The sequence below is a fragment of the Gammaproteobacteria bacterium genome (genome assembly GCA_040183005.1).
Classification (GTDB): Bacteria; Pseudomonadota; Gammaproteobacteria.
This window is the reverse complement of record JAMPIW010000007.1, coordinates 1,239,829-1,260,876: the sequence shown is the minus strand read 5'-3', so window position 1 is coordinate 1,260,876 and position 21,048 is coordinate 1,239,829. Positions and strand designations below refer to the sequence as shown.

The 21,048-nt window shown below is 55.5% G+C and carries 19 protein-coding genes; 15 read left to right on the top strand and 4 right to left on the bottom strand.

Annotation, left to right across the window (positions count from 1 at the left end; genetic code table 11):
- Positions 1-5 precede the first annotated feature (5 nt).
- The 7 genes from M3A44_11880 to kdsB all read left to right on the top strand — a co-directional run bounded on the left by M3A44_11880 (position 6) and on the right by kdsB (position 6,545).
- Entirely contained in the window at positions 6-1,298 is a 1,293-nt protein-coding gene (locus tag M3A44_11880; GenBank protein MEQ6342319.1) for an adenylosuccinate synthase, read from the top strand.
- Between the two features lie 338 nt (positions 1,299-1,636).
- Positions 1,637-2,290 (top strand): MotA/TolQ/ExbB proton channel family protein, encoded by a 654-nt coding sequence (locus tag M3A44_11875; GenBank protein ID MEQ6342318.1) that lies wholly within the window; start codon positions 1,637-1,639, stop codon positions 2,288-2,290.
- Positions 2,287-2,709, top strand: coding sequence for a biopolymer transporter ExbD (locus M3A44_11870; GenBank protein ID MEQ6342317.1), 423 nt, complete (start codon positions 2,287-2,289; stop codon positions 2,707-2,709). The genes M3A44_11875 and M3A44_11870 overlap by 4 nt, the downstream gene beginning before the upstream one ends.
- Before the next feature lie 6 nt (positions 2,710-2,715).
- Positions 2,716-4,473: a lipid A export permease/ATP-binding protein MsbA gene (msbA, locus tag M3A44_11865; GenBank protein MEQ6342316.1), complete on the top strand. Its 1,758-nt coding sequence runs from the start codon at positions 2,716-2,718 to the stop codon at positions 4,471-4,473.
- 5 nt (positions 4,474-4,478) lie between these two features.
- Positions 4,479-5,468: a tetraacyldisaccharide 4'-kinase gene (gene lpxK / locus M3A44_11860; protein ID MEQ6342315.1), complete on the top strand. Its 990-nt coding sequence runs from the start codon at positions 4,479-4,481 to the stop codon at positions 5,466-5,468.
- 139 nt (positions 5,469-5,607) lie between these two features.
- On the top strand, positions 5,608-5,787 hold the full coding sequence (locus M3A44_11855; protein MEQ6342314.1) for a Trm112 family protein: 180 nt from the start codon (positions 5,608-5,610) through the stop codon (positions 5,785-5,787).
- A 2-nt stretch (positions 5,788-5,789) separates the two neighbouring features.
- On the top strand, positions 5,790-6,545 hold the full coding sequence (gene kdsB / locus M3A44_11850; protein MEQ6342313.1) for a 3-deoxy-manno-octulosonate cytidylyltransferase: 756 nt from the start codon (positions 5,790-5,792) through the stop codon (positions 6,543-6,545).
- On the opposite strand, the gene M3A44_11845 is transcribed toward kdsB, so the two are convergent.
- Positions 6,542-6,826: a hypothetical protein gene (locus M3A44_11845; protein MEQ6342312.1), complete on the bottom strand. Its 285-nt coding sequence runs from the start codon at positions 6,824-6,826 to the stop codon at positions 6,542-6,544. The genes kdsB and M3A44_11845 overlap by 4 nt on opposite strands.
- 231 nt (positions 6,827-7,057) lie before the next feature.
- Between M3A44_11845 and M3A44_11840 the strand changes: the two genes are divergently transcribed.
- From M3A44_11840 to M3A44_11825, 4 genes are all read left to right on the top strand, one after another.
- Positions 7,058-7,531 (top strand): low molecular weight phosphotyrosine protein phosphatase, encoded by a 474-nt coding sequence (locus M3A44_11840; GenBank protein MEQ6342311.1) that lies wholly within the window; start codon positions 7,058-7,060, stop codon positions 7,529-7,531.
- Positions 7,532-7,623: 92 nt separating this feature from the next.
- Positions 7,624-9,111 carry a molecular chaperone gene (gene yegD, locus M3A44_11835; protein ID MEQ6342310.1) on the top strand — a complete coding sequence of 496 codons (1,488 nt, stop codon included), beginning with the start codon at positions 7,624-7,626 and terminating at the stop codon, positions 9,109-9,111.
- 245 nt (positions 9,112-9,356) lie between these two features.
- Positions 9,357-10,643: an ISL3 family transposase gene (locus M3A44_11830; protein ID MEQ6342309.1), complete on the top strand. Its 1,287-nt coding sequence runs from the start codon at positions 9,357-9,359 to the stop codon at positions 10,641-10,643.
- Between the two features lie 713 nt (positions 10,644-11,356).
- The gene (locus tag M3A44_11825; GenBank protein ID MEQ6342308.1) at positions 11,357-12,100 is read left to right on the top strand and encodes a DUF1828 domain-containing protein; all 744 of its coding nucleotides are present in this window, start codon (positions 11,357-11,359) and stop codon (positions 12,098-12,100) included.
- Between the two features lie 100 nt (positions 12,101-12,200).
- Here M3A44_11825 and M3A44_11820 read toward each other — a convergent pair whose 3' ends face one another.
- From M3A44_11820 to rne, 3 genes are all read right to left on the bottom strand, one after another.
- Positions 12,201-13,238 (bottom strand): acetylserotonin O-methyltransferase, encoded by a 1,038-nt coding sequence (locus M3A44_11820; protein MEQ6342307.1) that lies wholly within the window; start codon positions 13,236-13,238, stop codon positions 12,201-12,203.
- A gap of 120 nt (positions 13,239-13,358) precedes the next feature.
- Positions 13,359-13,517, bottom strand: a complete 159-nt coding sequence (locus M3A44_11815) for a cysteine-rich CWC family protein (protein ID MEQ6342306.1) — start codon at positions 13,515-13,517, stop codon at positions 13,359-13,361.
- A 174-nt stretch (positions 13,518-13,691) separates the two neighbouring features.
- Positions 13,692-16,334 carry a ribonuclease E gene (gene rne, locus M3A44_11810; protein ID MEQ6342305.1) on the bottom strand — a complete coding sequence of 881 codons (2,643 nt, stop codon included), beginning with the start codon at positions 16,332-16,334 and terminating at the stop codon, positions 13,692-13,694.
- 693 nt (positions 16,335-17,027) lie between these two features.
- Between rne and rluC the strand changes: the two genes are divergently transcribed.
- The 4 genes from rluC to aroC are packed head-to-tail and all read left to right on the top strand — an operon-like array spanning position 17,028 to position 20,951.
- Positions 17,028-18,005 carry a 23S rRNA pseudouridine(955/2504/2580) synthase RluC gene (rluC, locus tag M3A44_11805; protein ID MEQ6342304.1) on the top strand — a complete coding sequence of 326 codons (978 nt, stop codon included), beginning with the start codon at positions 17,028-17,030 and terminating at the stop codon, positions 18,003-18,005.
- Positions 17,992-18,708, top strand: coding sequence for an HAD-IIIA family hydrolase (locus M3A44_11800; protein ID MEQ6342303.1), 717 nt, complete (start codon positions 17,992-17,994; stop codon positions 18,706-18,708). Before rluC ends, M3A44_11800 begins: the two co-directional genes overlap by 14 nt.
- A 37-nt stretch (positions 18,709-18,745) precedes the next feature.
- The gene (locus M3A44_11795) at positions 18,746-19,822 is read left to right on the top strand and encodes a S49 family peptidase (protein ID MEQ6342302.1); all 1,077 of its coding nucleotides are present in this window, start codon (positions 18,746-18,748) and stop codon (positions 19,820-19,822) included.
- 28 nt (positions 19,823-19,850) lie between these two features.
- Positions 19,851-20,951 (top strand): chorismate synthase, encoded by a 1,101-nt coding sequence (gene aroC / locus M3A44_11790; GenBank protein ID MEQ6342301.1) that lies wholly within the window; start codon positions 19,851-19,853, stop codon positions 20,949-20,951.
- Positions 20,952-21,048 lie beyond the last annotated feature (97 nt).

The following is a 21,048-nucleotide window of genomic DNA, read 5'->3' as shown; positions in this document are numbered from 1 at the left end:
AGCACATGGGCAAGAATGTTGTTGTTATAGGCACGCAATGGGGCGATGAAGGCAAGGGCAAGATCGTGGATCTGCTCACCGACCGCGTCGGCGCTGTGGTGCGTTTTCAGGGCGGGCATAATGCAGGCCACACGCTGGTCATTGACGGCGATAAAACCGTCCTGCACCTGATTCCCTCCGGCATTCTGCGTGAGAATGTTTCATGCCTGATCGGCAATGGCGTCGTGCTCTCCCCACAGGCGTTGCGCGAAGAGATCACCATGCTTGAAAAGCGCGGCGTACCCGCGCGTGAGCGCCTGAAAATCAGTGAGGCATGCCCGCTAATTCTGCCCTATCACGTGGCACTGGATCGTGCGCGCGAGATTGCGCGCGGTGCGGCGGCGATAGGCACCACCGGTCGCGGCATCGGTCCGGCGTATGAAGACAAGGTGGCGCGCCGCGCGTTGCGTCTGGGCGACTTGTTCCACCGCGAGCGATTTGCCGCCAAGCTCGGTGAAGTGCTGGATTATCACAATTTTGTGCTACAGAATTATTTCAAGATCGATGCTATTGATTTTCAGCAGGTGCTTGATGAGACGCTGGCCATGGCCGACTACCTCAAGCCGATGGTGGCGGACGTGACGGAGTTGCTGCATCAGTATCGTGGTCGTGGCGAAAGCGTGCTGTTCGAGGGTGCCCAAGGGGCATTGCTGGACATTGATCACGGGACCTATCCCTTTGTCACCTCTTCCAATACCACGGCGGGCGGTGCGGCCACTGGAACCGGCATGGGGCCGCGCGACCTCGATTATATCCTCGGTATCACCAAAGCCTATACCACGCGCGTCGGCTCCGGCCCGTTCCCCACCGAATTGTTCGATGAGATGGGCGAACATTTATCCAAGCGTGGCCATGAATTCGGCTCCACCACCGGCCGCGCACGCCGTTGCGGCTGGTTCGATGCCGTGGCCTTGCGCCGCACCTTGCAGATCAACAGCGTCTCCGGTTTGTGCATCACCAAACTTGATGTGCTGGATGGGCTGGACACAATACGGCTGTGTGTCGGCTACCGCTGCGGCGGCGTGGAGCGGCTCACCCCGCCCGTGGGCGCCGAGGCGTTTGCCACCTGTGAGCCGGTATATATCGACATGCCGGGGTGGACAGAGTCTACCGTGGGCATCAAGTATTACGATGAATTGCCCGAGAATGCGCGTGCCTATCTCAGGCGCATCGAAGCGATAGTCGAGACGCCAATAGACATCATTTCCACTGGCCCGGACCGCGCGGATACGATTGTGCTGAGGCATCCGGCGGATTGAGCGTCTGCGCAAACAAGGCTCCACCTGTTGCGGGCGTCTTTGGCAGCCTGTCCACCAGGGCTATTTAAGCCTCATCGCTGACGAGTCGAAGGTAGTTTCTCCTCTTGAAAAAGGAGTGTGAGAGGGGGCCATAGTGCGGTCAATTGCCGTTTCTAGTTTGGCCCCGTCAAACTCGCCGCCACGCGCGAATTTAACCTCCCCGAGGTGCCTAAAACGCCATCACAAAATATAGCGCCGCACGCTGTGTTTCTTGTGATGTGATTTGCTATGACTACCCTCTTGAATAAAGTATTATTACCGGGTTGTGCCATCAAGAGTGATCTAGCAAGGAATTCTGCGTGTTTGAAATAGTCAAAGCCGGCGGCTGGGTGATGGCGCCAATCATATTGTGCTCCATTGCCGCGCTGGCGATCATCGGTGAACGGCTATGGTCGTTGCAGAGAAAACGCATTTGCCCCTCGCGCCTGGTGCCGCAGATCTGGCAATGGGTAAAGGACGGTCAGCTCGATGCCAGCCATGTTGCCGCGTTGCGCAATGACTCTCCGCTGGGTCGCATCCTCGCTGCCGGTTTGATTAATCTGCGCCGTGACCGCACGATCATGAAGGAGGCGATTGAGGACGTGGGCCGCCAGGTGGTGCCGGAGCTGGAGCGCTACCTGAACACGCTGGGCACGATTGCGGCGATTTCGCCGCTGCTGGGGCTGCTGGGCACGGTGACGGGCATCATCCGGGCTTTTCACGCCATTTCCGGGGGGGAAGGCATGGGCAGTCCCGCACTGCTGGCCGGGGGTATTTCCGAAGCGTTGATCACCACTGCTGCGGGTCTGGTGGTGGCGATTCCCAGTCTGATGTTTTACCGCTACTTTCGCGGACGTGTGGACGAGCTGGTGGTCTACATGGAACAAGAATCCCTTAAAATGGTTGAGATGCTGCACGGCGAGCGCGACGGCGAAAAAGAGGCCACGCCAGTGGTGCGGAAGAAGAGCGCGTGAATTTCCGCAAATCCCGCAGAGAAGAACCCGATGTCAACCTTATCCCGCTGGTTGATGTAGCGCTCCTGCTGGTGGTGTTTTTTATGCTTTCCACCACGTTCAATAAGCAGTCTGCGATTACCCTTGATCTGCCGGAGGCCTCCGCCGAGCATCGTCAGGAGTCGAAAAAACCGCTGGAAATTACCATTGACGCTGAAGGGCGTTTCTACGTCAATCAGCAACGGGTGATCAATACCCAGATTGAAACCCTGAAACAGGCGATTCGCGCGGCGGCAGGTGATGACGCAAAAATTCCACTACTGATCAGTGCCGACGCCAAGACCGCGCACCAAGCCGTTGTTACCGCCATGGATGCCGCAGGCCAGCTTGGTTTCACGCACCTTTCACTGGCCACCACAAAAAAGCCAGATCACCGATAATTAATAATGACTGATTCATCCTCCCCGAGCATCTCCATGGTATATCGCCGCCTGCTTGGATATGCGCGGCCCTACTGGAAAATCTTCGCTATCTCTATCATCGCCATGGTGATTCTGGCGGCCACCGACACCGGATTTGCCGCGCTGATGAAGCCCATGCTGGATGGCAGCTTTGTAAACAAAGACCCGGATACCATCCGCATCATCCCGCTGGCGATTATCGGATTGTTTATTCTGCGCGGTGTCAGTGGATTTTTATCCTCCTATGGGATGACCTGGGTGGGGCGGCAGGTGATCAATAATCTGCGCCGGGAGATGTTCGAGCATATGCTGCGTCTGCCTGCCGGGTTCTATGACAAAAGTTCCTCAGGGCAGTTGATTTCAAAGTTGGTCTATGATGTGGAGCAGGTCGCGGAGGCATCCACCAGTGTGTTGACCGTTGTTGTGCGGGATACCTTGACCATCGCCGGCCTGCTGGCCTGGATGTTTTACCTGAACTGGATGCTGGCCATTACCTTTATGTTGACCGGCCCTCTCATCGCATTACTGGTGGTCTATGTGAATAGGCGTTTCCGGCGCATCAGTGGCCGCATCCAGGCAAGCATGGGCGGTGTTACCGAGGCGGTGGGCCAGACTATTGAAGGGCAGCGTGTCATCAAGATTTTTGGCGGTCAGCGCCACCAGGCGGAAATTTTTGACAACGTGAACGCAGTCAACCGGCGTCAGCACATGAAAATGACGGCGACGCGGGAAGCGAGTGTCCCTTTGGTTCAGCTGGTTGCGGGGGCTGCGCTGGCTGGCATCATCTATTTGGCGACCATGGATTCCATGCTGGCAACGATTACGGTGGGCACGTTTATGTCGTTCATCGTTGCCATGACCATGCTGCTTACACCGCTCAAGCGCCTGACCACTATTCATTCCTCGATTCAGCGCGGCATCGTTGCCTCGGAAAGCATTTTTGGCCTGCTGGATTGTGAGGCGGAAAAAGATACCGGCACGGTACGCATCGAGCGTGCGCGTGGCGCCATCGAATACGGCAATGTCTCGTTTAGCTATGACTCAACGAAGGGCAGGGTGCTGGAAAATATCAGCCTGAAGATCGAACCCGGCCAGACAGTCGCATTTGTCGGACGCTCCGGTAGTGGTAAAACAACGCTGGTCAGCCTGCTGCCGCGTTTTTATGACCTGACTACAGGCCGTATCACGCTCGATGGTTGCGATATCCGCGACTTCAAGCTTGAAGACCTGCGCAATCAAATCGCACTTGTGGGCCAGGATGTGACCCTGTTCAATGACACTATCGCCAATAACATTGCATATGGACGCTGGAGTGATGTGAGCGAGACAGATATCATTCGTGCCGCCGAGGCGGCGCATGCGATGGGGTTTATTCGTAAGCTGCCGGAGGGTTTGCAGACCATTGTCGGTGAGAAGGGCATGATGTTGTCCGGCGGTCAGCGGCAACGTCTGGCGATTGCCCGTGCTCTGCTGAAGGACGCGCCTGTGCTGATTCTCGATGAGGCCACGGCCTCGCTGGATACCGAATCAGAGCGCATGATCCAGGCTGCGCTTGCCCAGCTTGTGCGCAACCGTACCACGTTGATTATCGCCCACCGGCTGTCCACCATTGAACAGGCGGATGTGATTGTGGTGATGGATGCCGGGCAGATCGTGGAGCAGGGCGGGCACACCGAACTGCTGGCGTGTGGCGGGCATTACGCCAATCTGCATCGCATGCAGTTTGCTGCGGAGATCAGTTAACGCGCATGCAGCGGCTGGATCATTATTGGTACAGCAATAATCCCATATCGGTATTGCTGGCGCCCCTGTCCTGGCTGTTCTGTCTGGTGGTCATGCTGCGCCGCATGGCCTATCGCGCCGGATTGCGCAAGGTCACGCGGCTGCCCGTGCCGGTAATTGTGATTGGAAATATCAGTGTCGGTGGTACTGGCAAAACGCCGTTGGTGGCGTGGTTGGTTGGGCATCTCGAACAGGCTGGATATTCGCCCGCTATTGTCAGTCGCGGCTATGGTGGCAAGGCCTGCCAGTGGCCACAATTGGTGAATGCAGGTAGTGACCCCGCGCTGGTGGGGGATGAGGCTGTGCTGTTGGCGCGGCGATGCGGATGCCCGATGGCAGTTGCGCCAAATCGCGTTGCCGCAGCCAGAAAGGTGCTGGAAAGTGCGGCGTGCGACATTATTATCTCCGACGATGGTTTGCAACATTATGCGCTGGGCCGTGATATAGAAATCGCAGTGATCGACGGCACGCGCCGCTTCGGCAATGGTTATTGTCTGCCAGCAGGGCCATTGCGCGAGCCACAAGGCCGATTAAAGAGCGTGGATCTGGTCGTGGTGAACAACGGGCAGGCAGGGCAAGGCCAGTTTTCCATGCGACTGCGTAGCGGCTTGATCCGTAATTTATGCGATGAATCCATGACGCGCCAACCCACGGATTTTCAGGGGCAGGTTATCCACGCGGTTGCAGGCATTGGCCATCCGTCGCGGTTTTTTGAGCACCTTAAAAGTCTCGGAATGACCATCATCGAACATGTTTTCCCGGATCACCATCCGTTTGTGGCGCAGGATATTCAATTCGGCGACAATGCGCCTGTTATCATGACTGAAAAAGACGCGGCAAAATGCCGCAGGTTTGCCGGTGCGCAGCACTGGTATCTGCCGGTGGATGCAGAGCTGGATGAGGGGTTTGGTAAGCGATTACTTAACTTGCTAAGAACCTGTTCACGATCTCGCTGAAGAGCGCATTGCGGCGTTAAAATCGAACTCAAAATGCTCACATAGTTCGTGTATGCTCCGCTTTTTCGTTCGATTTTGCCTTGCACTGCATCCCTTGATCGAGATCGTGAACAGGTTCTCACATTGAAGAAGGTGAAAAATGGATAAAAAATTACTCGATATTCTTGTGTGCCCCATCTGCAAGAGTCCGCTCGTTTACAAAAAGGCAGAAGCGGAACTCATCTGCAAGGCGGATCGCCTGGCCTATCCAATCCGCGACGAAATCCCCGTCATGCTCGAAGAAGAGGCGCGTAAACTTGGAGCGGACGAGGAAGTCTGACAATGTTCCGCGTCATCATTCCCGCACGTCACGCGTCCACCCGGTTACCCGGCAAGCCGCTACTTGAGATTGGCGGCAAGCCCATGATTCAGCACGTCTATGAGCGCGCGCTGGAAAGCGGTGCTGCCGAAGTGGTGGTGGCCACCGATGACGAGCGCATCCGCAGCGTAGCGCTAGGCTTTGGTGCGCATGTGTGCATGACGGCAGCGCATCACCCCTCCGGCACTGACCGCCTCGCTGAAGTGGCGCGGCTGATGGGCTATGCCGGCGATCAAATCATCGTCAACCTGCAAGGCGACGAACCCCTCATGCCGCCCGCGCTGATCCGTCAGGTCGCCGAAAACCTGCAAGCACACTCGCAGGCCAGCATCGCCACATTGTGCGAGCGCATCAAGACCGCAGGCGAGCTGTTCGATCCCCATCTTGTCAAGGTCGTGATGGATCAACAGAATTACGCCCTCTATTTTAGCCGCGCCGCCATCCCCTGGGATCGCGATGCCTTCACCGCAACTACCGGCGAACTGCCTGCCCGCTCCGAACACTACCGGCATATCGGCCTGTATGCCTATCACGCCGCCTTCCTCCAGGACTATGTCCAATGGCCGCCGTGCGTGCTGGAACAGACTGAATCCCTGGAGCAGCTAAGAGCCTTGTGGCAGGGCCGTAAGATTCATGTCGCCGAGGCGTTGGCGCCGCCGGGGATTGGCGTTGATACGGGGGAGGACTTGCTGCGGGTGCGGCGGGTGCTTGAAGATTAAGCGCCCAGCAAATTCAGGTCCAAAAACACCGGATTGAGCTCGGTTTTATCGCCGTTCAGGACAGGGATGGTAAAGGTAGAGGGCACACGGCGGTGGGCCTCGCCGAGCTGATCCGGCTGGATCATGGTGTGCCTCTCGCAATCCTGAAGGATTAGCGCTGGCTCATCCTCCAGCACTTCAATAATCTGGCAGCGCGCGCCGTTATAGTGAACATGCAGGCCGATCAGGCCGCGCAATTGCGTCAGGGAGTAAGAGGGCGTGTGTTCGGGGTAGTACGTCATGATCCTATGCTAGAAGTAGTCAGATTGAAAAGCAAGGTAAGGCTTAAAAACGGCGATTCACCGCAGAGCGCACGGAGAACGCAGAGAAAAAAGACCTTGGCAAGTTGTGTCGAGTCACCCGCTGGGTGAAAGTGCGCCTTACGCTAACCATATGAATTTCTTTGCGCTCTCCGCGCGCTCTGCGGTTCATATAGTTTTTTAAAGTTAAACCACCGTATTCCGGAGTAGAAAATGGTACGTGTTTTATTCGTTTGCATGGGTAATATCTGCCGTTCGCCGACGGCTGAGGGTGTGTTTCGGAATCTGGTGAGCCAGCATGGCCTGGAATCCATCGTCGAGATCGATTCGGCGGGTACGCACGCCTATCACATTGGACATGAGCCGGACCGTCGTTCCCAGGTAGCGGCGTTGCGGCGCGGGGTTGATCTCAGCGCACAACGCGCGCGCCGGGTAGACGTGACAGATTTTGACAGCTTTGATTATATTCTGGCGATGGATGAGGAAAACCTGGATAACTTGCGCGCGGTTTGCCCACCGGGTTATCAGCACAAACTCAAGCTGTTTCTGGAATACGCCCCGCACCTCAGTGAGAAGGAAGTGCCCGATCCGTATTATGGCGGACTCACCGGATTTGAGCGCGTGTTGGACCTGATCGAGGCCGCCGCCGAGGGGCTGATAGCAGAGGTCAGAAAACCTCGACGTTGAGAGCAGGCTACTGAGGCTGGAAACAAGCGATGGGCCAGTTCGCCATTGAATTATTCTCATCACCCCTCGTTTAATTTGCAATCCCTGCCAATATGAAAACAATCGCTATCGACTATGGCACCTCAAATTGTGCCGCATCGTTTGTACATGATGGCGAACCCTGTCTGGTTCAGCTCGAGTCCGGGAGCGCTTTTCTTCCTTCAGTATTGTGGGTGGCACGTTCACCGATTCGGCACCTTACCCTGTCCAATAGCGACATTGAAATCATTGCCGCATCGCTGCGAGAAGAACAGGCAGCGCTCAGGCAAAGGCGACAGACTGAAGGACACCTATCGGGTATTTCGATAGAGCCAACTGGCCTGGAGGCGCTGGACGAAGCCGGCATCCAAATGATGGCGCGTAATGCTGTGCGCAGAGAGGCCTTGCTGCACGCCGAACAAGGAGGTAAACCACAGAGCTTGAGCGCATCACTGATTCGGACGTCTGAGGTACTGCTGGGTACTGAAGCGCTACGTATGCATATGGATGACCCAAGTATTGGGTATTTGATTAAATCGCCTAAAAACTTTCTTGCCGTGGAACTTCACCCCGACAAAGTTGAATTATTTGTAGCGATCACAGCGGTGTTTTTGCGCCACCTCAAGTTGAGTGCAGAACGGGCGCTGGGGGCGGAAGCCGAGCTAATCGTGCTGGGCAGGCCTGTCAAATACCACGGCGCGCGCGCCTTTGAACCGGGCGCGCTGGACATCATGCGTCGCGCAGCCGCTGAGGCAGGGATCAATGATTTTATTTTCGAGTATGAACCGATTGCGGCGGCAGTGGCTTACGAGCATCAGCTCACTACCGATAAGACCGTTCTGGTGTTGGATGCGGGCGGCGGCACTACCGATTGCACCCTGATGAAGCTGGGGCCAGACAGAAAAATGAAGGCGGATCGAGAGGCCGACATTCTCAGTACCACTGGGGAGCGGCTGGGCGGTACCGATCTGGATGTGTCGTTTGCCAAGGCATTCTTTGGTCCGGCATTGGGTATTGGCACGCATTTCAAATCGGGATTGCCGGTACCCAAGCGCGGCATCATGGATGCGCTGTCTGTTACCGATATCCCAGCCCAGACCCGATTTTATGGCAGGGCCATGGCGAAGGAGCTCAACGACTATTTGCGCGATGCGGTTGATCAAGTGCCTATTCGGCGGCTCATCGAACTCAGGGAAGGTCATTTATCCATGCGGGTCAATCGCAGTGCAGAGCTAGGAAAAATCGGGCTTTCCGATAAGGATGATACGATTGTGCCGCTCGATTACTTTGAAAATCCGATAGACATATCTGTGAGTCGGGCGGAATTGGAGCACACCATACATCACTATATCGGAAAAATTATCCACCTGATGCAGGCCGCTTGTAGTCATGCTAAAGCACCGCCGGATGAGATATTCATGACCGGTGGAACGTCGAAAATTCCCCTGATGAATCAGATCGTCCGTGAACAATTTCCAGGCGTCCCCATCGTCTATGGCGATAGTTTTGGCAGTGTGGCAAAGGGGCTTGCGATACGGGCAGAGACTATTGCCAACGGATGAGAGGAGTTCGCAGGTAAAAGTAGAACGTATTGCATCATCCTAAATACGGCAATTGGACAGGGCAGTACTCAGAGTGTGTCCCGGTTCATGAGACGATCACACCCGCGAGGTAACGTGGTAATGCTCGCCTGCAAGCTCGATAGTAGACCCCATGGACGTGTGATAACTGGGGTGTGATATGAAAAAAAATAGGGGTCTTCGTGAAATCGAGTGGGTGAAATTTAACATGAAAACCTCCGCAAGCCTTGTGGCATCAGGCAAAATGCATCCTGCACCTGTTGCAGAAAATGGGAGGTTTTTTCAATGGCTATTTCACGCAAACCCAAACGCATTCTCGACGCATACCGATTCCCCTGTTTTCGCCCGCTGGAAAAGATACGCGGCATCTTTGGCGACTCCAAAGCACGGATCATCACGCTCGTTCGGCGCTCAAAAAAACGGCCTGCAACAGTTGCGGCAGAACGCGCTCTGGTTGGTACGACAAGAGGCTTCGACGAGTTCGCGACCTCTCCTGTGGCGACACACGTATCTATCTGGAAATCGAAATTCGACGGGTGCTTTGTCGGCACTGCGGGAAAGTGAAACGCGAACGACTCGACTTTCTCGCCGACAACCCACTCTATACAAAGCGATTTTCTTGGTATGTAGGCAGACGGTGTCGCGCCAGCACGGTGTCGGACATTGCCCGCGAATTGCTTCTGGACTGGCACACCGTCAAGGAACTGGACAAGCAATACATGACCGCGCAACTGGAACGCGCCGGAACGCCAGCACCCAAGGCCATTGGCATCGACGAAATATCGATTCGCAAAGGACATACCTATCGCATTGTAGTCAGCGACTTGATCCGTGGTCGTCCCATCTGGTTTGGCGGTGCCGACCGTTCGGAGGACAGCATGCGACAGTTCTATGACTGGCTGGGAGAGAAGAAATCCAAAGGCATTTGTCTTGCAGTGATGGATATGTGGAAGCCCTTTCGTAACGTAACCAACGAACGCGCCCCGCAGGCGGCCATCCTGTTCGACAAATTCCACATCATGAGCCATCTCGGCGATGCTCTGGATAAAGTCAGAAAGATGGAATATGCACGTCTTCAGGGCAAGGATAGGCGCTACATTAAGGGGCAGAAATACGTACTGCTTTCCAATCACGAAAATATGACACTGGACGGCAGACGTTCTTTGAAGGCTTTGCTGGCAGCGAACAAACGGCTGAACACGGCGTACCTGCTGAAAGAGTCGTTTGGCCAGTTGTGGGATTACAGGAGCGAAGCATGGGCGCGGCGTTTCTTCGAGAATTGGAAAACCAGCCTGAAGTGGCAGCGCCTGAAACCTTACGAGAAATTTGCCGAGATGATTGAGCGCCATTGGGATGGGATCGCAGCCTATTGCAAGCCAGAGAATAAAGTTTCACTCGGCTTTGTTGAGGGGCTCAACAATAAGATACGCGTCATCCAACGCCGTGCATATGGTCTGCGCGATGAAGAATATCTGCGACTAAAAATACTCACGTCTATGCTCCCGAGGCTCTAAAAAACATGAAATTTACCCACACGATCACGCGAAGAGCCAAAAATAGTAAGTGGCCAGGATCGAGTAACACTCAATTCGGGGTGCGACGGAGAGCCCTCGGATTACGCTATCGCTTCATCCGGGTTACTTGTTTTAACCTGGCGCCACAATCGCCGCCCGGATATTAGAAATATCCTGGTTAAGTAGTATACTGCCCCACTAAATTTCAATAAATTTACAGAGCAAACCATGCGTAAACAGGAACTGGGCTCGCTTAAACATCAAGCCAAGCGACTAACCGCGATTCAATTCCGTCCACTTAAGCGTGGCGGGTTACCTCGGCCACTGGATAAAATGGGCGGTAAGCGTTTACTTGTTGCTGGGCCGGCGCAAGTTGCCGATAACTTGTTGGTTATATTTCTGGTGCGTGATGGTGACACTCTGGAGCGCCGTGCGTTTTTTGCGCACTTGTTTCAAGACGGGCTGCCTAGTGGGGGCTGCTCCCGCTCGCGATTTTGCATTATCATCCCAGCCACAAAGGGATACGTATCATGTATCATGCTTAACTGTCAAACTGACCGAGATTACTTAGACCGCCTTTTGCCCGGCGCCCCAGAGCTTGCTCTCGACACGCCGCAAGGTCTAAACCCAGCCAACGCGACAGACCGTCTTCAGCTTGTAAGTATTTTTTGTCGCTGTTGTGGTATTACACTGGGCGAAGGCGAGTTGCTGTCATGAAGCCAGATTTTTGCAAATCGCTGGTATGGCGCGAAACAACAGAGGGCGGGCAGTTAATCACCCCGTTTCATTTTGATGATGGCGATAACATCGTAATTTTTGCCCGCCGCCTATCACAAGGCTGGCAGTTGGACGATAATGGTGAAGCTTTGTTTCGTCTTGCTGCAAGTGGCGTTGATCCCGAGTCCGAACGGGTGCAAGCACGTATTGCAGATTTGCAATCATTGCTGGGGGTATGTTGCGACCAAGATGGTGAGACGCTCTATTCACTAGCGGATAATATAACAATCGCCGAGCGAGCTTTTGCAGTTGCCGAAGCAGCCTCTCAGCTTGTTGCACTGTCCTGTTTGCGCCAAACACGCCAAACTTCAGGTTTTCGTGAGCGTATTATGGATATCGTTGAACAAGTTGCAAAATCCGCCAATATCATCATGCGCCGCGATGTGGCTGCTGACGAAAGCAAATCCATTTTTGTGGATGCTTACTTGGTGGTCCCCCGACCAGTATTGATTGTTGCTGCAACATCTGCGCAACGGTTAATGGAGGCCGAGATTATTTTTCTTGATTGTGCGCGCCGCAAAGAATCAGCTTACGTTTTAGCTTTAGTCGAAGATGTGCGTGCAATTGGTGTAAAACAGTACACGCGGGCAAACTACTATACCGACAAAACTGTAGAGTTTGCCAGTGACATTGCCATTGCTGATTTAATTCGTGGCCAGATTTCCTCCCCGGTACATTAGCGCGTACCCTGGGTTAGCTTGGTAGGATGCGGTGACCAACGGGAACCGCATCCTACGAGCTTGAGCACGGTTTTAAACAGCGCAGGCAAACCAATAGGGTTTAGCGTTTGTACCCCGAGACCATGATAAATGGGCTGGGGGGTGCCATTTGCTCTGATTTTATGTCCACAAACCCCACTTCGCGGAGGATATTTTCCATCTCGGTGGTGGAGTAGGAGGTGCCGCTGACGGTGTTGATGATCTGGTTGACTCCAATCAGCGCAGCGAGCGCAGGCCCTTTTTTGTCGGCATGCAACAGCTGTTCCTGGATCATGATGACGCCATCTTTGTTCATGGAGTCATAACACTTCTTGAGCAGTTTTTTGATGTTTTCCGGCGATTCCTGGTTGGTCATCGACGATAGCAGCATGGCGTCATTGCCGGTGCCCAGGCTGTCGGTGTTGTAGTCGCCGGGCAGGAGCTTGACGCGATCCTGCATGTGGTACATGTCGACGATTTCTTTGGCGATTTTCAGGTTCTGCGGGCGGTCCATGGCCACGGCATTCAGGCCGGGATAACTCTCGCAGAATTTCACGGCAAAGGTCGCCGGGCCGCAGCCCACGTCCATCAGCTGTTTTTTACCCGAAAGATCGAACAGGCTGGTCAATAGATTGGATTGCGACAGCGCGCGATTGTGCATGCCCATCATGTAATTGCGTGTTTCTTCGTCGCTGTACTCCTGATGCATCAGCGCCGACGGCGTGCCGGTTTTTACCGTGTTATACAGTCCGCCCCAGGCCTGATACCAGTTTTCGAACATGTAGACGATGCCGCCCTGGTAGAATTTGCTGGAGCTGGTGAGAAAGGTTTGACTAAACGGGTTGTTGCGGAACACATCGCCATCACGGTCGAGGAAGTCGATCGAGACCAGGGCGCTGAGCAGTGCGCCCAGACAACGCCGGTCGGCGCCGGTTTCATTGGTCAAGGTGTCCAGGTCTTTTGCTTTGCCGTCCAGCAGATTGAAAATATCGAGCCGGTTAGCCGCGTGCAGGACGCAGGATTGCCAGTAGCCGGAGGCCACTTGCATGACCCGCATCGGGTCCATGCCTTCTGGTACTTCCCAATTGCCCTGGTTTTCATTTTTCGATGATGCAGACATCGTTGCCCTCCATTGTATTTTTAAAGCATATTAATAACGTACGCAGCACTATGAAGTATATTGCCAGATTTATCCAGACCGAAAGCCTGAGAAGCCGATAAGTCGCTTAAAATCAGGCGATTATAAAGCCTCTGCGAGGCCAGGGATAGTATGGGCCTGGGCGCAGCGTTTACAGATACAGGCCTTGTGCTTTGCGGCAGGCGGAACTGCGTCCAGCAGGGTTTGAGGAAAAGATTCCTCGCGGCACCAGCAAGGTTGGTGCTGGCGATCGTTGGCCATATTGCATTCATTTTCAGCGCCGCACAATGGGCAGCGACGAGGGTCGATAGCGGAGGGTTCTGTCATGGCAGTGTTTTATTCATGCCTGAATGTTTGCAGCTAAAACCGGCGATTCGGTTGTCAAAAAAAACGGCGGGTACGGTATTCCGTACCCGCCGGTCTTGAAGCTAAAGTTTATTCGCTTCCTGTCGAATCCGTTTTTGGATTGACGGCAGGAGTTTCGACGGTGGCTTTGGGCGCTACCGGGATGACATTGGACGGGGTCGCGTCGGTAGACGGTGCTTCGCTCATAAACGTCATTTGCCTGGGCGCGCGGGCCTCTTCTTGGCCCCGGTTTTCCTGGATTGCGACAGGGGCAGGCGGTGTCGCTTTAATGGGTGGCGGCAAGGAAGGTGCGTCACCTGTGTTTTCAGCCGCTACAGCCACGTTGCCGGAGTCCGGCGATGGCTGATCAATATTCCCTGGGCGATAGGCATTTCTGCGCGGTGGGTAATAAGGCGCAGACGTTTTCTTCTCGACTTGGGGCGATTCGCCAGTTTCAGTTGATGCGTGGCTGGCTTCAATCCTGGGTTCCGTGCGGGGTGTGGCGGCGAGAACATTATTCTCATTCTGCCGCATTTCTTCTCCGCCTGCGTCCTCGGTGTCTCCGGCAAACTCCGTGCCGGCTTCTCCAGGAGCCCTTGGTTCTCTACGGCGGCGGCGTCCACCACGGCGTCCACGCCGGCCACCGGGACGCTGGCCGGCGGTTCTTGCCGTAAGCTCTGCTTCACCTGAAACGGCCTGCCCGGCTTCCGTTGTGGTATCACCCGCAGCGGCTTCGATAATGGGTTCTTCAAAAGTGGGCTGTGGCAGCGCCCTTGATGGCGTTCTTTGGGCAGGAAGGGCCGCTTGCGGGGCTGTTTCTGCCTTTGCAGGCAACTCGGAAGGCACCGTTTTCTTGCGTTCCTCTGTGCCGCGCGGCGGCCTCTTGCGCTGCGATTCGTCGCGGCGCGGTTTGGCTTGCTGAGAAGGTGCGGACCGCGCCTTGTGAGGCGGAGCCTTTCTCCTGGAATCTGATTCGTCGATGCTTGTCGTAGCCTTGGTCTCAACCTCGGTTTTGGTTGCTGCCGGTAGGCCACCGCCAAACAAGCTTGCCCATAGCCGCTTGATGAAGCCGCCTTCAGCTTCTGGTCGCGCAGATTTCTGGGCGGGGGAGGGTGCAGGAGCAGGGGTAGCGGGAACCACGCCTTTTACAGCGGGTTCTTCGATGCCGACCTTTTTCGCAGGCGCGACCCTTCTTTCAACGGTTTCTTCCGGTTTTTTTACCAGTTCATAACTTGCCGGCGCGCCTTCCTCCGCAACATCATCGGCACGCACGCGTTCGATTTCATAGTGCGGTGTTTCAAGCGCGGGGTTGGGTATCAATGTGATACGACTCTTGTGCCGGTTCTCGATGGCGCTGATTGCCGCACGCTTTTCGTTAAGCAAAAAGGTGGCGACAGCCACTGGCAGCTGAGCGAGGATCTTGTCCATCCGGCCCTTGCCTTTGGAGGCCTCTTCTTCGATTATGCGCAGAATGGAGAGCGCCAGCGATTCCACGTTGCGGACGTTGCCTTGTCCCTCGCAACGCGGACAGACAATCTGGCTGAACTCGCCCAATGAGGGCCGCAGGCGCTGGCGTGACATCTCCAGCAGGCCGAAGCGCGAAATGCGGCCGATCTGGACACGCGCCCGGTCCATTTTGAGGGCCTCTTTGAGGCGGTTTTCCACCTCGCGCTGATTGCGCGCGGGGGTCATGTCGATGAAATCGATGACGATCAATCCGCCCAGGTCACGCAGGCGCAATTGGCGGGCGATTTCGTCAGCGGCTTCGAGGTTGGTGTTGAGCGCGGTCTCTTCGATGTCTCCGCCCTTGGTGGCGCGTCCTGAGTTGATGTCGATGGCCACCATCGCCTCGGCATGGTCAATGACGATTGCACCGCCGGACGGCAGGCGCACTTCATGCTGGAACGCTGTTTCGATCTGGCTTTCGATCTGGTAGCGCGAGAAGAGCGGCACGCTATCCTGATACAGCTTGATTTTATTCAGGCTGTTGGGCATGACCTGCTGCACAAAGTCACGCCCTTGCTGGTATACCTCTGGGTCATCGATGAGGATTTCGCCGATGTCCTGGCGGAAGTAATCGCGGATGGCGCGGATGATGATGCTGCTTTCCTGGTATACCAGGAAAGGCGCGGATTTCTGGTTGGAGGCGGTTTCGATGGCTTCCCACAAGCGCAGCAGGTAGTCCAGATCCCACTGAAGCTCCTCGGCGCTCTTGCCGACACCGGCGGTGCGCACGATGATACCCATGCCGTCAGGGACGTTCAGTACGCCCATGATGTCGCGCAATTCACTGCGGTCTTCACCTTCAATACGGCGCGATACGCCTCCGGCGCGCGGATTGTTGGGCATCAAGACCAGATAACGGCCGGCCAGGCTGATAAAGGTGGTGAGCGCCGCACCCTTGTTGCCACGCTCTTCCTTGTCGATTTGCACGACGACTTCCTGGCCTTCGCGCAACACGTCTTTAATGTTGACGCGGCCGCCCTCGGGCGTGTGGCTGAAATACGAAGGGGTGATTTCCTTTAACGGCAGAAAACCGTGCCGTTCTCCGCCGTATTCGATAAAGGCGGCCTCCAGGCTAGGCTCGACGCGGGTGATTTTCCCTTTGTATATATTGGATTTTTTCTGTTCCCGTGACGGTGTTTCGATGTCCAGGTCGTAAAGGTGTTGTCCATCAACCAAGGCTACGCGCAACTCTTCCGGTTGAGTTGCGTTAATTAACATTCTTTTCATGTTTTAAATTTCTCTGGCGTTCAACCACAGCCAGCGACGGTTGCCGTACTGTCGAACCGGGGGCGAGGGGAGGCGCCGGGCACGCCTGCTCATGGCAGAATGCCGATCAACCTTCTCTTCGCCCGCACTCTTTATCGGACAATTGCGCCAGGCAGTGCGCACCATGGATGCAAACGCATCGCTCTCGCTGATTCTTGAGTTATTGATTCGGTCCTCGCAGGCACAGGCCGCGCGGATCATCAACAAAAACGGTGTGTTGCTTATAGTGTTGTATCTGCCTGATACGCCATAAATCCGGCACACCTCGATGGGCGGCGAGGTGGTTCGATATACCGCATAGGTCGCGTTTTGTGGGAACGCAATTTATTGATCGCTCTTTAAACGGGTCGAGCGACACCAAACCCCATCAACGTAAATGTATGTTATGTGTCATTTTCATGCGGACGTTCCGGAGCCTGTTCAAGCGGCGGTGTATTGGGCGATGAGTAGAAGCCCTACCGCCTGCCTTGATATGAGGCATCAACGTTGCCAAAGTTCCGTTTCCAGCGCCGCATACGCATAAAATGGTTATCGTCCTCTCGCGCCACTGTCATACGTTATGCATCAACAAAATGAACTGTCGCGGGTACATCATAATATAACACGTTAATCAACAGCATCAAATCAGTCAAATAAAATGTTATTATTTGACGCATGTCTATTTCAAAAACTCATCAAGGCCCCCGGCTCGTCAGTATTGACGACGCCCACGAGGGGCAGCGCATCGACAATTTTCTGATTACAGCCCTGAAAGGTGTCCCGAAAAGCCATATATATCGCGTATTGCGCAAGGGCGAGGTGCGGGTCAACAAGGGACGCATCAAACCTACCTATCGCTTGCAGGCGGGCGATACGGTGCGCATTCCGCCTATCCATGTGGCGGAGCCGGGTGAGTATGTGCCGCCTACCGCCCATGTCTTGCAACGGATAGAAAACAGCATTATTTATGAAGATAGTGCGTTGATTATCATAAATAAACCGTCGGGGATCGCAGTTCATGGCGGTAGCGGCCTGAGCTATGGTGTGATCGAGGCGTTGCGCGCCGCCCGCCCGGATGCGCACCATCTGGAACTGGTGCATCGCCTGGACCGCGATACCTCCGGATGCCTGATGATCGCCAAAAAACGCAGTATGCTACGCAGTTTGCATGAGTTGTTGCGGACGGATCACGGCATCGACAAGTGCTATCTGGCGCTGATTATGGGGCAGTGGCAGGGCGGAAAGCGGGTCGTCGATGCCGCGCTGAGTAAAAATGAGTTGCGCTCCGGCGAACGCGTCGTGCGCGTTTCCGACGAGGGCAAGTCCTCCGCCAGCGTGTTTCGGCCGCAGCGGGTTTTTGCCGAGGCCAGTTTGATGGAGGTGCGGCCTTTGACGGGGCGTACCCATCAGATCCGCGTCCATGCCGCGCATGTCGGGCAGCCGGTTGCCGGGGATGAGAAGTACGGTGACGCGGAATTTAACCGGCGGATGGCGGCGCTGGGCGTGAAACGCCTGTTTTTGCATGCCCACGCGCTGACCTTCGAGGTGCCGGAAACGGGTCAGAAGGTTAGTGTCACGGCCCCGTTGAGCGATGACTTGAAAGAGGTTTTGGCGCGTCTTGAGAAGGCTGAGAAAGCCCATGATGCCGAGTAGGTTCAAGCTGTTGGTGTTTGATTGGGACGGCACGCTGATGGACTCTGAGGCGCGCATCGTCACCAGTTTCAACGCGGCCATGACGGATGCGGGGCTGGCGCCGCTCGCGGATGAGGCTGTCAGGAATATCATTGGCCTGGGCTTGCGCGAGGCGCTGGATCAATTGGTGCCGGGGGCCGATAACCTGCTCCAGCAGCGCTTGGCGGATCGCTATCGCCACCATTTTCTTTACGCCAATCAAATCCCTGCGAAATTGTTTCCAGGCGCGGCGGATATTGTGTACGATCTGCGCCAGCAGGGCTATCTACTGGCGGTTGCGACCGGCAAAGGGCGGCAGGGTCTCAATCGCTCGTTGGCGGAATCGGGCTGCGAAGGTCTGTTTCATGCCACGCGCTGCGCCGATGAGACCTTTTCCAAGCCACATCCCCGCATGTTACTGGAGATTATGGACGAAATGTGCGTTGCCCCGCATGAAACGCTCATGATAGGTGATACCGAATACGATATGCAGATGGCCGGTAATGCGGGAACGGCGGCGCTGGCGGTGAGCTATGGCGTGCATGGGCGCGACCGCCTGTTGCAATGCGGCCCCTTGGCGTGCCTGGATAGTATCGCGGAAATCAGGGAATGGCTAATACCTGTCAACCTGAACACCAAAACTCCAGAACCCCAGAACCCTCTGAATAAAATCAGAGAGCTTTAATAGATTTTTACAACAATTCAATAAGCGGTACATCATCATGTCAGATAATCAGCAAGAGTCCTCAGCCTCCGCAACGCCGGGTGGTGAACCCGCCAAACCAGAGGATAAGTGGACTGGCGGAGCGCCCGCGCCCACCACGTCCGCTGCGCCATCAGGTGAAGAGGGTGGCGAGTGGGAGCGCGGCGTCCTCAAGAAGCTGGCCTTCTCCGCTATTGACGAACAGCGCCGCACTCGCCGCTGGGGCATCTTTTTCAAGGTGCTGACCTTCGCCTATTTGTTTACGTTGCTTTATCTGGTGCTGCCCAAGGATCATGCGATCGACGTTGGCAAGAAGCACACCGCGCTGGTGGAAATCCGTGGTGAAATCTCCGATAGCAGCGAGGCCAATGCCGATAGCATTATTACCGGCTTGCGCGCCGCATTTGAGGACAAAAATACCAAAGGCGTGATTATCCGGATCAACAGCCCCGGCGGCAGCCCGGTGCAGGCGGGGTATGTCAACGACGAGATCAAACGCCTGCGCACTGAATATCCCGATATTCCCTTGTATGTGGTTATTACCGATATCTGTGCCTCGGGTGGCTATTACATTGCCGCCGCTGCCGACAAGATTTATGCCGACAAGGCCAGCCTGGTAGGCTCCATCGGCGTAATCATGGACGGCTTCGGATTCGTTGATACCATGAAAAAACTTGGGGTAGAGCGCCGCTTGTTGACGGCGGGTGAGCATAAAGGCTTCCTCGATCCCTTCTCACCGCAAAAGCCGGAGGAGGTTGAGCACGTCAGGACGCTGCTCGGCAACATTCACCAGCAGTTCATTGATACTGTTAAGAAAGGGCGGGGAGCGCGTCTCAAGGACGATCCCAATCTGTTTAGCGGTTATATCTGGACCGGCGAGCAGGCCATCGGCGTCGGGCTGGTCGATGCGCTGGGCAGCAGCAGCTATGTTGCCCGCGAGGTCATTGGCGCGGAGGATATCGTTGATTACAGCGAGAAGCCGCCGTATTTGCAGCAATTTGCCCAGCGCTTCGGTATGGCGATGTCGGGTGCCTTTTCATCGGCATCAAACGCCGGCCTGAAACAGTTGGGTGGCTTGAGTGACAACATCAAATAATAACCGTTGAAACAAGCACACACCGGCCATGTCAGGAAATACTATCGGAAAACTTTTTACGGTGACCTCGTTCGGCGAGAGCCACGGTGCGGCGATTGGTTGCATCGTCGACGGCTGCCCACCGGGCATGGCGCTGTGCGAAGAGGATTTGCAGCATGATCTGGACCGCCGCAAACCCGGCACCTCACGCCATACCACGCAGCGCCGTGAAGAGGATAGGGTGCAGATCCTCTCCGGCGTTTTTGAAGGGCACACCACGGGCGCGCCGATTGGGTTGCTGATACACAACACCGATCAGCGTTCCAAGGATTATTCCAAGATCATGGATCAGTTCCGCCCCGGTCACGCGGACTATACCTACCAGCAAAAATATGGTCTGCGCGACTATCGTGGCGGTGGACGTTCCTCGGCGCGAGAGACGGCCATGCGCGTGGCGGCAGGTGGGATCGCCAAAAAATACCTGCACGAGCGTTACGGGGTAACAATCCGCGGTTATCTGGCGCAACTGGGGCCGATCAAGGCCGAGGCCTTTGACTGGGATGAAGTAGAGAAAAACCCTTTCTTTTGCCCAGATGCGGTCAAGGTTCCGGAAATGGAGGCGTACATGGATGCGCTACGCAAAGAGGGCAACTCCATCGGCGCGCGCATCAATGTGGTGGCCAGTGGCATGCCGCCGGGGTGGGGCGAGCCGGTGTTCGACCGCCTCGACGCCGATATCGCCCATGCCCTGATGAGCATCAATGCTGTCAAAGGCGTGGAGATTGGCGCCGGTTTCGGCTGCATCGAGCAAAAAGGCACTGAACACCGTGACGAGATCACGCCGCAAGGCTTTTTGAGCAACCATGCGGGCGGTATTCTGGGTGGCATTTCATCCGGCCAGGATATTGTCGCCAGCATCGCGCTCAAGCCGACCTCCAGTATCCGCCTGCCCGGGCGTAGTGTGAATGTGCATGGTGACCCGGAGGAGGTGGTGACGCATGGCCGCCACGATCCCTGCGTTGGCATCCGCGCCACCCCAATTGCCGAGGCGATGCTCGCCATCGTGCTAATGGACCACATGCTGCGCCACCGTGCGCAGAATAGGGATGTCGTATCGCAAACACCGGTTATTCCCTCTCAGGCACAGTAGGTGTGGCTTGCACGCGAGGGGTGGTTCGCGGGTAATAACCCTGAGCGGGTAATAGCCCTGAATAGCGTATGGCCCGCTCCTGCAATTAACTCGTAAC

Coding starts and splice junctions, on each gene's coding strand:
- M3A44_11880 (MEQ6342319.1), top strand. CDS start 6: ATGGGCAAGAATGTTGTTGTTATAGGCACGCAATGGGGCGATGAAGGC.
- msbA (MEQ6342316.1), top strand. CDS start 2,716: ATGACTGATTCATCCTCCCCGAGCATCTCCATGGTATATCGCCGCCTG.
- lpxK (MEQ6342315.1), top strand. CDS start 4,479: ATGCAGCGGCTGGATCATTATTGGTACAGCAATAATCCCATATCGGTA.
- M3A44_11855 (MEQ6342314.1), top strand. CDS start 5,608: ATGGATAAAAAATTACTCGATATTCTTGTGTGCCCCATCTGCAAGAGT.
- kdsB (MEQ6342313.1), top strand. CDS start 5,790: ATGTTCCGCGTCATCATTCCCGCACGTCACGCGTCCACCCGGTTACCC.
- M3A44_11845 (MEQ6342312.1), bottom strand. CDS start 6,826: ATGACGTACTACCCCGAACACACGCCCTCTTACTCCCTGACGCAATTG.
- M3A44_11840 (MEQ6342311.1), top strand. CDS start 7,058: ATGGTACGTGTTTTATTCGTTTGCATGGGTAATATCTGCCGTTCGCCG.
- yegD (MEQ6342310.1), top strand. CDS start 7,624: ATGAAAACAATCGCTATCGACTATGGCACCTCAAATTGTGCCGCATCG.
- M3A44_11825 (MEQ6342308.1), top strand. CDS start 11,357: ATGAAGCCAGATTTTTGCAAATCGCTGGTATGGCGCGAAACAACAGAG.
- M3A44_11820 (MEQ6342307.1), bottom strand. CDS start 13,238: ATGTCTGCATCATCGAAAAATGAAAACCAGGGCAATTGGGAAGTACCA.
- M3A44_11815 (MEQ6342306.1), bottom strand. CDS start 13,517: ATGGCCAACGATCGCCAGCACCAACCTTGCTGGTGCCGCGAGGAATCT.
- rne (MEQ6342305.1), bottom strand. CDS start 16,334: ATGAAAAGAATGTTAATTAACGCAACTCAACCGGAAGAGTTGCGCGTA.
- rluC (MEQ6342304.1), top strand. CDS start 17,028: ATGTCTATTTCAAAAACTCATCAAGGCCCCCGGCTCGTCAGTATTGAC.
- M3A44_11800 (MEQ6342303.1), top strand. CDS start 17,992: ATGATGCCGAGTAGGTTCAAGCTGTTGGTGTTTGATTGGGACGGCACG.
- M3A44_11795 (MEQ6342302.1), top strand. CDS start 18,746: ATGTCAGATAATCAGCAAGAGTCCTCAGCCTCCGCAACGCCGGGTGGT.
- aroC (MEQ6342301.1), top strand. CDS start 19,851: ATGTCAGGAAATACTATCGGAAAACTTTTTACGGTGACCTCGTTCGGC.